This is a genomic window from Streptomyces sp. NPDC015532 (assembly GCF_043078065.1).
Classification (GTDB): Bacteria; Actinomycetota; Actinomycetes; order Streptomycetales; family Streptomycetaceae; genus Streptomyces.
Map to the genome: position 1 here is coordinate 626,696 of NZ_JBIBSY010000003.1, position 12,483 is coordinate 639,178.

The 12,483-nt window shown below is 72.7% G+C and carries 8 protein-coding genes and 1 pseudogene; 5 read left to right on the forward strand and 4 right to left on the reverse strand.

Features of this window, described 5'->3' with window-relative positions; all coding sequences use genetic code 11:
* The first annotated feature begins 143 nt into the window (after positions 1-143).
* A complete protein-coding gene (locus ACF07B_RS14050) occupies positions 144-2,102 on the forward strand; it encodes a Xaa-Pro dipeptidyl-peptidase (protein WP_392179140.1) in 1,959 nt (652 codons plus the stop codon).
* A 172-nt stretch (positions 2,103-2,274) separates the two neighbouring features.
* On the opposite strand, the gene ACF07B_RS14055 is transcribed toward ACF07B_RS14050, so the two are convergent.
* A complete protein-coding gene (locus ACF07B_RS14055; protein ID WP_392179141.1) occupies positions 2,275-3,237 on the reverse strand; it encodes an FAD-dependent oxidoreductase in 963 nt (320 codons plus the stop codon).
* Between the two features lie 67 nt (positions 3,238-3,304).
* On the opposite strand from ACF07B_RS14055, the pseudogene ACF07B_RS14060 reads away from it, so the two are divergent.
* Positions 3,305-3,805: pseudogene (locus ACF07B_RS14060) on the forward strand (oxidoreductase); the annotation flags it as partial.
* A 194-nt stretch (positions 3,806-3,999) separates the two neighbouring features.
* Positions 4,000-5,640: an ABC-F family ATP-binding cassette domain-containing protein gene (locus tag ACF07B_RS14065; protein ID WP_369486725.1), complete on the forward strand. Its 1,641-nt coding sequence runs from the start codon at positions 4,000-4,002 to the stop codon at positions 5,638-5,640.
* Between the two features lie 251 nt (positions 5,641-5,891).
* On the opposite strand, the gene ACF07B_RS14070 is transcribed toward ACF07B_RS14065, so the two are convergent.
* Both ACF07B_RS14070 and ACF07B_RS14075 read right to left on the reverse strand, forming a co-directional pair.
* Positions 5,892-8,285: a Tex family protein gene (locus ACF07B_RS14070; RefSeq protein WP_392179142.1), complete on the reverse strand. Its 2,394-nt coding sequence runs from the start codon at positions 8,283-8,285 to the stop codon at positions 5,892-5,894.
* Between the two features lie 199 nt (positions 8,286-8,484).
* Positions 8,485-9,351 (reverse strand): hypothetical protein, encoded by an 867-nt coding sequence (locus tag ACF07B_RS14075; protein WP_392179143.1) that lies wholly within the window; start codon positions 9,349-9,351, stop codon positions 8,485-8,487.
* Positions 9,352-9,463: 112 nt separating this feature from the next.
* On the opposite strand from ACF07B_RS14075, the gene ACF07B_RS14080 reads away from it, so the two are divergent.
* Positions 9,464-10,417: a GlxA family transcriptional regulator gene (locus ACF07B_RS14080; protein WP_392179144.1), complete on the forward strand. Its 954-nt coding sequence runs from the start codon at positions 9,464-9,466 to the stop codon at positions 10,415-10,417.
* 181 nt (positions 10,418-10,598) lie between these two features.
* A complete protein-coding gene (locus tag ACF07B_RS14085; RefSeq protein WP_392179145.1) occupies positions 10,599-11,234 on the forward strand; it encodes a DJ-1/PfpI family protein in 636 nt (211 codons plus the stop codon).
* A gap of 242 nt (positions 11,235-11,476) precedes the next feature.
* Here ACF07B_RS14085 and ACF07B_RS14090 read toward each other — a convergent pair whose 3' ends face one another.
* Positions 11,477-12,232, reverse strand: a complete 756-nt coding sequence (locus ACF07B_RS14090; RefSeq protein WP_392179146.1) for an enoyl-CoA hydratase/isomerase family protein — start codon at positions 12,230-12,232, stop codon at positions 11,477-11,479.
* Between the last annotated feature and the right edge of the window lie 251 nt (positions 12,233-12,483).

Below are 12,483 nucleotides of genomic sequence, written 5' to 3' on the forward strand. Positions count from 1 at the left end.
GCCTATTCAGTCCCTGGGGCCCCGGTCATGTCCACGGCCACCCCTGTCACACGATCGCCATTCGGCCGACATGAGCCATCCGGCCCCAATGGCCTGTCACCGACCCTCTGTCGCACAGGAGTCGACCGGGGTACGTTCCGCGCATGCCGATACCAGTGAGCCACATGCGCTTCATGACCTGGAGATCGCTCGCGACGGCGGCCGTCGCCGCCCTGATGGCCGCGTTACTCGTCCCGGTCGCCGCACACGGCGCCCCGAGACAGAGCACCCCGGTCTACTCGTACGCGAACGCGATCCGTGAGTCCGTCTGGGTGGACACCGGCCTCGACGGCGACAGCGACGGACGGCACGACCGCGTCGCCGTCGACATCGTCCGGCCCCGCGAACCCGCCCGCCAGGGACACAAGATCCCCGTGATCATGGACGCCAGCCCGTACTACTCCTGCTGCGGGCGCGGCAACGAGAGCCAGAAGAAGACGTACGACGCGAACGGCCACGTCGTACAGATGCCGCTGTTCTACGACAACTACTTCGTGCCGCGCGGCTACGCCTTCGTCGGCGTCGACCTCGCCGGCACCAACCGCTCCGACGGCTGCGTCGACGTGGGCGGCCGCTCCGACATCCTGTCCGCCAAAGCGGTCGTCGACTGGCTGAACGGCCGGGCCAGGGCGTACACCACCCGCACCGGAACCGCCACGGCCAGGGCCGGCTGGACCAACGGCAGGACCGGCATGATCGGCAAGAGCTGGGACGGCACCATCGCGAACGGCGTCGCCGCCACCGGCGTCAAGGGCCTGAGGACCATCGTGCCGATCAGCGCCATCTCCTCCTGGTACGACTACTACTTCGCCAAGGGCGCCCCGCTCTACGACTCCGGCCCGGACTGGCTGTCCGGCTACGTCGACAGCCCCGACGCCCGCGCCAAGTGCGCGGCGGTGCAGGGGAAGCTGGTCGACGGCGCCCCACGCACGGGCGACTGGACGCCGCTGTGGACCGAGCGCGACTACGTCAAGGACGCCGCGAAGGTGAAGGCCAGCGTCTTCCTCGTGCATGGCATGCAGGACCTCAACGTCCGCACCAAGAACTTCGGCCAGTGGTGGGACGCCCTCGCCAGGAACGGGGTCGAGCGCAAGATCTGGCTCTCCCAGACCGGCCACGTCGACCCCTTCGACTTCCGCCGCTCCGCCTGGGTCGACACCCTGCACCGCTGGTTCGACCACGAACTCCTCGGCTACGACAACGGCATCGGTCACGAGCCCATGGCCGACATCGAACGCCACCCCGACCAGTGGGCCACCTCCGCCGTCTGGCCGCCCCGCACCACCGGTGCCGCGACCCTGCGACCGGGTGCGGGCGCGCGGCCGGGCGTCGGCACCCTCGGGCTGGTCCGAAGGTCCGGGACCGAAACCTTCACCGACGACCCGGGGCACAGCGAGACCGACTGGGCCGCCGACATCGACCGACCGACCACCGACAAGGCCGGCTTCACCACCGGGCCGCTCACCCGCGACCTGCGGCTCTCGGGCTCGTCCACGGTGACCGTCACCGCCACGCCGACCACCTCGACGGCCCACCTCTCGGCGGTCCTCGTCGACCTCGGCCCGGACACCATCCGCGACTACGCCGGCTCGGGCGAGGGCGTCAACACCCTCACCGACCGCACCTGCTGGGGCGCGAGCACGGCCGGCGACAGCTCCTGCTACAAGGTGACCGGGGCGGCCGTGACCGGTGTCGGCCAGACGGTCCTCAGCCGCGGCTGGGCCGACCTCGGCAACCACGCCTCGGACCGAGGCGTTCCGCTCACCCCGGGGAAGGCGTACACCATCACGCTGGACCTGGCGGCCACGGACCACGTGGTCCCGAAGGGGCACCGGCTCGCCCTGATCGTCGCGGGCACCGACAAGGACCTCATCGACCCGCCGTCCACGACCCCGACCCTCACCCTGGACCTGTCGCGCACGTCGGCCCGGGTGCCCCTGGTGGGCGGCGCGGACGCGTTCGAGCGGGCGACGGCGGGCTCCGCGGCGGCACCGGCCGCGTCCGTCCTCGACGGCGTCCGCGCTCCGCACACCATTCACCGCGTCCCGGGGGAGGACCACTGACCATCGACTCCTGACTCCTGCCCCTGCCCCTGCCCCTCTGACCTTCCTTCCTCCCTTTCCTCCCTTCCTCCCTTCCTCCCTTCCTCTCTTCCTGCTGACCTGCTGACCTGCTGGTCCTCGGGCCCGCCGGTCGGCCCGCCCGCCGGCCTTCCGGCCCAGCGCGGACGGAGTTTCAGAGCGAGGCGGCCGGACCGACGAGTCCGGCCGCCTCGCGCGCGCATCCCCAGGCCACGGTGACCCCGGCGCCCCCGTGCCCGTAGTTGTGCACCAGCACCCGCCCGTCCGGCCGGACCTCGCGTTCCAGCCGGACGGCTTCGCGCACCGGCCGCAGCCCCACCCGGTGACCGAGGACACGGGCCCCGGCGACCTCGGGACGCAGCGCCGCGCACCGCTCGACGATCCGCGCCGCCACCTCCGGGTCGGGAACCAGGGACCAGTCGTCCTCGTCCGTGGTACCGCCGAGGATCACCCGGTCCGGCTGCGGAAACACATACGTCGTCGTCCCGGCCGCCGGGTCCGTCGAGACGAGCCACTCACGGATCCCGGGATTCTCGACGATCACGAGCTGCCCGCGCACGGGCCGTACGGCCGGGTCCGGTACGAGTTCGCGGGCGCCGAGGCCCGCGCAGTTCACGACGACCGGCGCGTCCGGCTCGGCGAGGTCCGTCACCGTCCGTTCCTCGACCGTCCCGCCCGCCCGCAGGAACCGCTCCCGCAGATGGCGCAGATGCACGGGCATGTCGATCAACGGCAGCCGCGCCCGCAGCGCGGTGCCCGGATACTCCTCGGCCGTCGCCGCGCGCAGTCCGGGTACTCGGGCCGCCCACGACCCCAGCTCGTCCAGCCGCGTCTCGCCCATGACCCCCTCGACCAGGCGTACGCCACTCTCCTCGGGACGCGCCGCCAACTCCCCGTACACGGAGAGGGACGCGAGGGCCCACGTGCGGGCGAGCGCCTTCGGCGCGATGCGGTACGGCCACCACAGCGCCCCCGCGACAGCCGAGGTGGTCCGCTCGGCGGGCTCCCGTGCCCACACCCGGACGCGCCTTCCGGCCTCGGCCAGCACCACGGCCGTCGTCAGGCCGACGACCCCGCCGCCGACCACGATCACATCACCGCTTCCGGGTTTCTTCATGCCGGGACGTTAGCGGAGCACGCCGTGCCGTGGTCGGGTCGCTCTCCGCGGGGGGCATACTCGCGGCATGTCCTCCGCGTACGCCACCTTCGGCCTGGCCCCGGCGATGCGTGCCGGCGGAGTCCGCACGGGCGGTGACGACCGGGTGCACCGGGACACCGTCGACTTCATCGTCGACGGACGCCCGCTGCTGTACCGGCTCTCCGGCCTCGACGCGGTCTCCCCGCTCGCCTCCGACGTACCGCCCGCGATCTTCACCGCCCAGGTGCGCAACCTCCTCCTGGAGGCGGGCGCCCCGCTCGACGGGGGCAGGTACGTCATCTACGGCTGTCCCGAGTGCGAGACCGTCGCCTGCGGTGCCGTCACCGCGGTCATCGAGAAGGAGGGCGACGACTACGTCTGGCGGGACTTCGCCTGGCAGACCGGCGAACGGGCCGATCTGGAACGCAACGGCTATCACGGCACGGGGCCGTTCCGCTTCCACGGCCCCGGGTATCGCGCCGTGCTGAACTCGCTGCTCGACGACGGCACGCGTTCCCGCCGCCGCGTTCTGCTGGTCGGCCCCCGGAGCGGCCCCGACGTGCCCACGGGAACCCGTCCCGGCCCCGCCGACCGACCGGCTCAGGTTCCCGCCGACCGGCCGGCCCCCGTCCCCGCGGACCGGCCGGCCCCCGTCCCCGCAGACCGGTGGCCCGGGTAGCCGTGGACCGGGGAGATCGGCGGTGAGGGGGACCGCGGCGGGCCGTTAAAATCGGCTTCCTGATGACTGCCACTCTCGTCGCCAAGAATCTCACCGCCGGACACGGCGACCGCGCGCTCTTCGCCGGACTCGACCTCGTCGTCGCGCCCGGCGACGTGATCGGACTCGTCGGCGCCAACGGCGCGGGCAAGTCCACGCTGCTGCGGCTGCTCGCCGGCCTCCTCACCCCGGAACAGGGCGAGCTGCGGCTCTCCCCGCCCTCCGCGACCGTCGGGCACCTGCCCCAGGAGCCGGAGCGCCGGGAGGGCGAGACCGTACGGGACTTCCTCGCGCGCCGTACGGGTGTCGACGAGGCCCAGCGGGTGATGGACGCGGCGACACAGGCACTCGTCGACGGAGCGCCCGGCGCGGACGACGCGTACTCGACGAGCCTGGAGCGCTGGCTCGACCTCGGCGGCGCCGACCTGGACGAACGTGCCGAGGAGGTCGCCGACTCGCTGGGGCTCGGCGTCGGTCTCGACCAGCTCATGACGTCCCTGTCCGGAGGCCAGGCGGCCCGGGCCGGACTCGCCTCCCTCCTGCTCTCCCGCTACGACGTCTTCCTCCTCGACGAGCCCACCAACGACCTCGACCTGGACGGTCTGGAGCGCCTGGAGCGCTTCGTCTCCGGCCTGCGCGCCGGGACCGTCGTCGTCAGCCACGACCGCGAGTTCCTCACCCGCACGGTCACCAAGGTCCTCGAACTCGACCTGGTCCAGCAGCAGATCACGCTGTACGGCGGTGGCTACGAGGCGTATCTCGAAGAGCGCGACACCGCCCGCCGGCACGCCCGGGACGACTTCGAGGAGTACGCCGACAAGCGCTCCGCCCTCGAAGGCCGGGCCCAGATGCAGCGCGGCTGGATGGACAAGGGCGTCAAGAACGCGCGGCGCAAGGCGAACAACGACAACGACAAGATCGGCCGCAAGTTCCGCAGCGAGGCCAGCGAGAAGCAGGCCGCGAAGGCCCGGCAGACCCAGCGCATGATCGAGCGGCTGGACGTCGTCGAGGAGCCGCGCAAGGAATGGGACCTGCGCATGGAGATCGCGGCCGCCCCGCGATCGGGCGCGGTGGTCGCCACCCTGCGTGACGCCGAGGTGCGGCGCGGGGACTTCGCCTTCGGCCCAGCCACCCTCCAGATCGACTGGGCGGACCGGGTGGCCGTCACCGGCGCGAACGGCGCCGGCAAGTCCACGCTGCTGGGCGCGCTGCTCGGCCGGGTGCCGCTGTCCGCCGGCCACGCCACGCTCGGCTCCGGTGTGGTCGTCGGCGAGGTGGACCAGGCCCGCAAGCTCTTCCACGGCTCCGAGTCACTGCTGGACGCGTTCGGCGCAGCCGTCCCGGACACCGAACCCGCCGAGGTCCGCACGCTGCTGGCCAAGTTCGGGCTGAAGGCGGACCACGTCCTGCGCCCGGCGGCCACGCTCTCCCCGGGTGAGCGCACCCGCTCCGCGCTGGCGCTCCTCCAGGGCCGGGGCGTCAACCTGCTCGTCCTGGACGAGCCGACGAACCACCTCGACCTCCCGGCCATCGAGCAGCTCGAATCGGCCCTGGACGCCTACGAGGGCACGCTGCTGCTGGTCACCCACGACCGCCGCATGCTGGACGCGGTCCGTACGACCCGCCGCCTGGAAGTGGCGAACGGCAAGCTGACAGAGCACTGAGCCCCCGGCCCGGAAGCGGATGCGGAAGCTGAGCCTCCGAGCCCGCGGCGCAAGCGGATCCCCGGCCCGGAAGCGGACGCTGAGCCCTCAAGCCGGGGGCGGACGCTGAGCCCTCAAGCCGGGGGCGGACGCTGAGCCCCCGGCCCGGAAGCGGACGCTGAGCCCTCAGGCAAGCGGCGCAAGCTGAGCCCTCGGCCCGGAAAGACGGAAGGGGGGCGGCCATCGAACGGTGGCCGCCCCCCTTCCGTGTGTCAGCGCCGTCCCCGCTCGGGGCCGGTCAGGCCCGCGCGCCGCAGGGCGTCGGCCATGGCGCTGTTCGCCGGAGGCTGAGCCTGCCGGGAACCGCCCCCGCCACCGCCACCGCCCCCGCCCGCGCCGCGGCCCTGCCGCTGCTGCTGGCCGCGCTGCTGAGGCGGCCGCCCGCCCCGCTGGGGACGACCGCCGGCCTCGGCCTCCGGGGCCGCCGCCTCGTCGTCCAGCCGGAGCGTCAGCGAGATCCGCTTGCGCGGGATGTCGATGTCCAGGACCTTCACCTTGACGATGTCGCCGGACTTCACGACGTCCCGCGGGTCCTTGACGAAGGTCTTGGACATCGCGGAGACGTGCACGAGCCCGTCCTGGTGGACACCGATGTCCACGAAGGCGCCGAACGCGGCCACGTTCGTGACGACCCCCTCCAGGACCATCCCGGCCACGACGTCGGAGATCTTCTCCACACCGTCCTTGAAGACGGCCGTCTTGAAGGCGGGCCGCGGGTCGCGCCCCGGCTTCTCCAGCTCCTTGAGGATGTCCGTGACGGTCGGCAGACCGAAGGTCTCGTCGACGAAGTCGGCGGGCTTCAGCGAGCGCAGCACACCCGTGTTGCCGATCAGCGACGCGACCTCGTTGCCCGCCGTCTTCACCATCCGCCGCACCACGGGGTACGCCTCGGGGTGCACGCTGGACGCGTCCAGCGGGTCGCTCCCGCCCCGGATCCGCAGGAAGCCCGCGCACTGCTCGTAGGCCTTGGGACCGAGCCGGGCCACGCCCTTGAGGGCCGTACGGGAGGTGAAGGGGCCGTTGGCGTCGCGGTGCGCCACGATGTTCTCCGCGAGGCCGGAGGTGATGCCGGAGACCCGGGCCAGCAGCGGGGCGGAGGCGGTGTTCACGTCCACGCCGACGCCGTTCACACAGTCCTCGACCACCGCGTCCAGGGAGCGGGACAGCTTCACCTCGGACAGGTCGTGCTGGTACTGCCCGACGCCGATCGACTTCGGGTCGATCTTCACCAGCTCGGCCAGCGGGTCCTGGAGCCGGCGCGCGATGGACACGGCGCCGCGCAGCGACACGTCCATGTCGGGCAGCTCCTGCGAGGCGAACGCGGACGCGGAGTACACCGACGCGCCCGCCTCGGACACCATGACCTTGGTGAGGTTCAGCTCCGGGTGCTTGGTGATCAGCTCACCGGCGAGCTTGTCGGTCTCGCGCGAGGCCGTGCCGTTGCCGATCGCGATCAGGTCGACCGCGTGCTCCTTGGAGAGCCGGGCGAGCTTGGCGATGGCCTCGTCCCAGCGGTTGGCCGGGACGTGCGGGTGGATGACGTCCGTGGCGACGACCTTGCCGGTCGCGTCGACGACGGCGACCTTCACGCCCGTACGGAAACCGGGGTCCAGGCCCAGCGTCGCGCGCGTGCCCGCCGGGGCCGCCAGCAGCAGGTCCCGCAGGTTCGCCGCGAAGACGTTCACCGCCTCGTCCTCGGCGGCGGTGCGCAGCCGCAGGCGCATGTCGATGCCGAGGTGCACGAGAATGCGGGTGCGCCAGGCCCAGCGGGCGGTGTCCGTGAGCCACTTGTCGCCGGGACGGCCGCGGTCGGCGATCCCGAAGCGGTGGGCGACGATCCCCTCGTACGAGGAAGGCCCCTCGGTGGGTTCCTCCGGCTCCAGGACGAGATCGAGGACGTCCTCCTTCTCGCCGCGCAGCATGGCGAGGATCCGGTGCGAGGGCAGCGCCTTGAAGGGCTCGGCGAAGTCGAAGTAGTCGGCGAACTTGGCGCCGGCCTCCTCCTTGCCCTCGCGCACCTTGGCGGCGAGCCGTCCGCGCACCCACATGCGCTCGCGCAGCTCGCCGATCAGGTCGGCGTCCTCGGAGAACCGCTCGGTGAGGATCGACCGGGCGCCGTCCAGGGCGGCCTGCGGGTCGGCGACGCCCTTGTCGGCGTCGACGAAGGCCGAGGCCGCGGCGACCGGGTCGACGGACGGGTCGCCGAGCAGGCCCTCGGCCAGCGGCTCAAGACCCGCCTCGCGCGCGATCTGCGCCTTGGTGCGCCGCTTGGGCTTGAACGGCAGATAGATGTCCTCAAGACGCGCCTTCGTCTCGGCGGCCCTGATCCGCGCCTCCAGCTCGGCGCTGAGCTTGCCCTGCTCGCGCACCGAGTCGAGGATCGCGGCCCGCCGGTCCTCCAGCTCCCGCAGATAGCGCAGCCGCTCCTCGAGGGTGCGCAGCTGCGCATCGTCGAGCATCTCGGTCGCTTCCTTGCGGTAGCGGGCGATGAAGGGCACCGTCGAACCGCCGTCGAGCAAGTCGACGGCGGCCTTGACCTGCCGCTCCCGTACGCCGAGTTCTTCGGCGATCCTGCCTTCGATGGACCCTACGAGGGGTGTCGTCACGATCCCGTACCGCCTTCTCCACTGGGGTTGCGCGGCAATTGTGGCAGGTGACACCGACATCGGGGGCTCAGGGCGGTACGCGAAGGGGGCGCGCGCCGCGGTCCGGCCCGGTCCACGCCCCGGAGACACGCGGCCCTGTGCGCCCTCCGCGAGGGCGTCCGCTCCCGGCGAGCGCGACCCGCGGGGCGGTCCGGACGCCTCACTCCTTGCCGATCATTCCCTCCGGGAACGCGCCGGCGGCGAACGCCGTCATCAGCAGGCCCTTCGCGATCTCGGTGAGGCGCTCCACCCCGGCGGCGCCCAGATGCTCGTAGGGAGCGCGGTCGAGGCGGTCCGTCCGGGCCTCGATGTCCTGGCGCAGGGCCACTCCGGCCGGCGTCAGCTCGCCCTGGGCGTCGAGCAGCCCGCGTTCCCGCAGCCGCCCTGACGCCGCCTCCCAGTCCTGCCGGGACCAGCCGCGTGTGCCGAGCACCCACCGGGGCGCCATGCCCTTGCCGGTGGCGGTGTGGCTCACCAGGGCCTCCAGCGGGTCGAACTCCGCGTCGAGCAGCGCCGCGAGGTGACCGTCGCCCCGGTGCTCGCGCAGCAGGGTGGCGGCGTGCCAGAGCGCGAGATGCGGCGCCTTCGGCACGGGAAGGTCCGCGTGTGCCGCGTACAGCGGGCGGGCGGTCGAGCCGCAGGCCTCGGCCGCGCGCAGGGCGAGCTTCGCGGCCTCGGCCACCTCCTCGGAGGCGATGACGTCCTCGCCGAGCAGCCGCCTGAGCGTCGCGTCCACGGCCCGCAGACGGGCCGCGAGCACCGTCTCCGGAGAGGCGGCCCGCCACACCGCGGGCACGTGCTCGGCGACCAGGGCGTGCCGGAAGTTGAAGAAGGTGGCCGTCACCGTGCCCGCGCCGACCGCGCCCATCGCGGCGGCCCGCACCGCGAAGTACGCGGTCCGCTCGTTCTCGATGCCGACCGCGGCCAGTTCACGGCCCAGATCGGGCGAGAAGTAGTGCGTCGAGTGCAGCGGGTTGAGGACGTTGTGGCAGCGCCGGCCGGCGCGCTCCGGCAGTGGGGGAGTCATACCCCGCACATTACCGACTGGTTGGTATGTCGGGAACGGTGAGGCCCGCGATGGCAGGAAAGGTGGGGTCCACGTCATTGCGGCCATGAGCGCGCGGGCCGAGAATCGGGACATGCGAACGGTCCTGATCGTCCTCTTCGACGGCGTGCAGAGCCTCGACGTCACCGGCCCCCTGGAGGTGTTCGCGGGCGCCGAGACCTACCGCGGCGGCTCGTACCGGATCCGCACGGCCTCCCTGGACGGCGCCCCGGTGCGCACCTCCAGCGGGCTCGTCCTGGTCCCGGACGGGACGCTCGCCGACGCGCCGGACCCGCACACCCTGCTGGTCCCCGGCGGCAGCGGCACCCGGCGTCCGGATCCCCTCCTGATCGGCTGGCTGCGCGTCCACGGCCCGCGCGCCGGGCGTCTGGTGTCGGTGTGCACCGGCGCCGCACTGCTCGCGGGGGCGGGACTGCTCGACGGCCGCCGCGCGACCACCCACTGGGCCTACTGCGACCGGCTCGCCCGCGACCACCCGGCGGTCACGGTCGATCCCGACCCCATCTACGTCCGCGACGGCAACGTCTCCACCTCGGCCGGCGTCACCTCCGGCATCGACCTGGCCCTCGCCCTGGTGGAGGAGGACCTGGGCCGCGACGCCGCCCTCGCCATCGCCCGCCACCTCGTCGTCTTCCTCCGGCGCCCGGGCAACCAGGCGCAGTTCAGCGTTCAGCTCGCCGCCCAGACCGCGCGGCGCGAACCGCTGCGCGACGTCCAGAGGTGGATCTCCGAGCACCCGGGCGACGACCTGAGTGTCGAGTCGCTCGCGGCCCGCGCCCGTCTCTCGCCCCGCCACTTCGCCCGCGCCTTCCAGGCCGAGACCGGTACGACGCCCGGCCGGTACGTCGAGCGGGTCCGTCTCGAACACGCCCGCCGGCTCCTGGAGGACACCGGCGACGGTGTCGAGGAGATCTCCCGCGCCTGCGGCTACGGCACGCCCGAGGCCATGCGCCGCGCCTTCGTGAAGAGCCTCGGCTCGGCGCCCGCCGAATACCGGCGCCGCTTCCGTCCGGCCCCCGCCGGCTGACAGCCCTGTCCCCGCCGATCCACCCGTCGCGCCCCGCGTGTCCGCGGCTTCCTCCGCCCTCCCAGCGGTCCGGCATCCCGTCGGTCCGCCCCGACCCGCACCGACGGGTACTCCGCCCGCCCTGACCCGACGCCCGGTCACCCAGGGGCCCGCACCGTGCCCCCGCGCCGAAAGGAACCCGATGCAGATCGCCATCGTCCTCTTTGACCGCTTCACCGCCCTGGACGCCGTCGGCCCGTACGAGACGCTCGGCCGCCTGCCGGACGCGGACACCGTCTTCGTCGCCGAGCGCACCGGACCGGTCCGTTCCGACACCGGTCGGCTCGCGCTGACGGCGGACAAGAGCCTCGCGGACGTTCCGCACCCCGACATCGTGGTCGTACCGGGAGGGCCGGGCCAGAGTGCCCAGATGGACAACCTGGTCCTGCTCGCATGGCTGCGGGCGGCCGACGCCACCAGCCTCTGGACGACCTCGGTGTGCACCGGGTCCCTGCTGCTCGCCGCGGCGGGGCTCCTGGACGGCCGCCGGGCCACCTCCCACTGGCTGGCCCTCGGCCAACTGGAGCGGTACGGCGCCGAGCCGACGGGGGAGCGGGTCGTCTTCGACGGCAAGTACGTGACCGCGGCCGGAGTCTCCTCCGGCATCGACATGGGGCTCACCCTGCTCGGCCGGATCGCCGGAGACGAACACGCCCAGGCCGTCCAGCTGTTGACCGAGTACGACCCGCAGCCGCCCTACGACGCCGGGTCCCCGGACAAGGCGCCCGCGCACCTCGTCGCCAAGTTCCGGAGCAACAGCCGCTTCCTGCTCACCTAGGTCGTGTCCGCAAAGTCGCGCCTGCCCGGCGACGCCTGGCACGCTCCCCCAAGCTCTTCGAGCAGGGGGCATCCCCACTCGCCGCACCGGGCGAAGACCCAAGTACGTCCAGTACGAGGGCCTGCGCCCGGCACGCCGAGAGCACGCTCCCCCGAGCTCTCGGCTTCGCTCGAGCAGGGGGGACCCCCATGACGCCGCCGGACCCGCCCTCCGGGCGAACGACGCGACTTTGCGGACACGACCTAGGACCTGTCCGGCCCATTCCAGGTGAAGTTCGGCTGCCTGCGGTCGAGGAAGGCGGCGACCCCCTCCGCGGTGTCGCCGCCGGTGCGCGCCTGCCGCGTCCAGTGGGCGTCACGGTCCGTGCGCCCGTTCACGAACTCCTTCGCGGCCGCCTGCGTCATGAGGGAGCGCGCGGCCAGGACGCGGGTGAACTCCGCGACCCGCTTGCCGAGTTCGCCCTCGGGCAGCACCTCGTCCACGAGCCCGGTGCGCAGCGCGCGCTCGGTGTCGATCAACTCACCCGAGAAGAGCAGGTACTTGGCGGCGGAGGGCCCCACCAGGGCCGCCAGTCTCCGCGTGGAGGAAGCCGGATAGACGATGCCGAGCTTCGCCGGCGTCACCCCGAACAGCGAGCCCTCCTGCGCGAACCGCAGATCGCAGGCCGCCGCGAGCTGGGACCCGCCGCCCACGCAGTAGCCGCGGATCGCGGCGAGCGTCGGCTTCGGGAACGCGGCGAGCGCCTCCTCGGCCTGGACGGCGAGGCCCTGGGCCTCGTCCGGTGATTCCCGCAGGGTCGAGATGTCGGCCCCGGCGCAGAAGGTGCCGCCCTCGCCGGTGAGGACGAGCGCGTGCACGTCGGCGCGCGTGCTCAGCGAGTCCAGCAGCGGCGGCAGCGCTCGCCACATCGGTGTCGTCATGGCGTTCCGCTTGGCGGGGTGGTGGATGACGACGGTGGCGACCCCGTCGCCGACGTGGTGCAACAGCTGCGGCTCCATACGCCGGATGCTATCCGGAGCGGCCGGCCGGACTGTGATCATGGTCGCGGACCGCCGTGCGGGCGCCGGAGTCACGAGGAACGAATCGGGTCAGGCAGGGGGCAAACCCGTACAACCCGAAGAGTTTCGGAAGGTGGCACAAAAACGACAAGGGTGGTCGTGAAGCTGGCCTTGTTGTGCATTCGCGATCAAGAATCGGCGATAACTGCTGACTTCTGTTCAGTCAACCGGTACGGACCGACGCATTACCA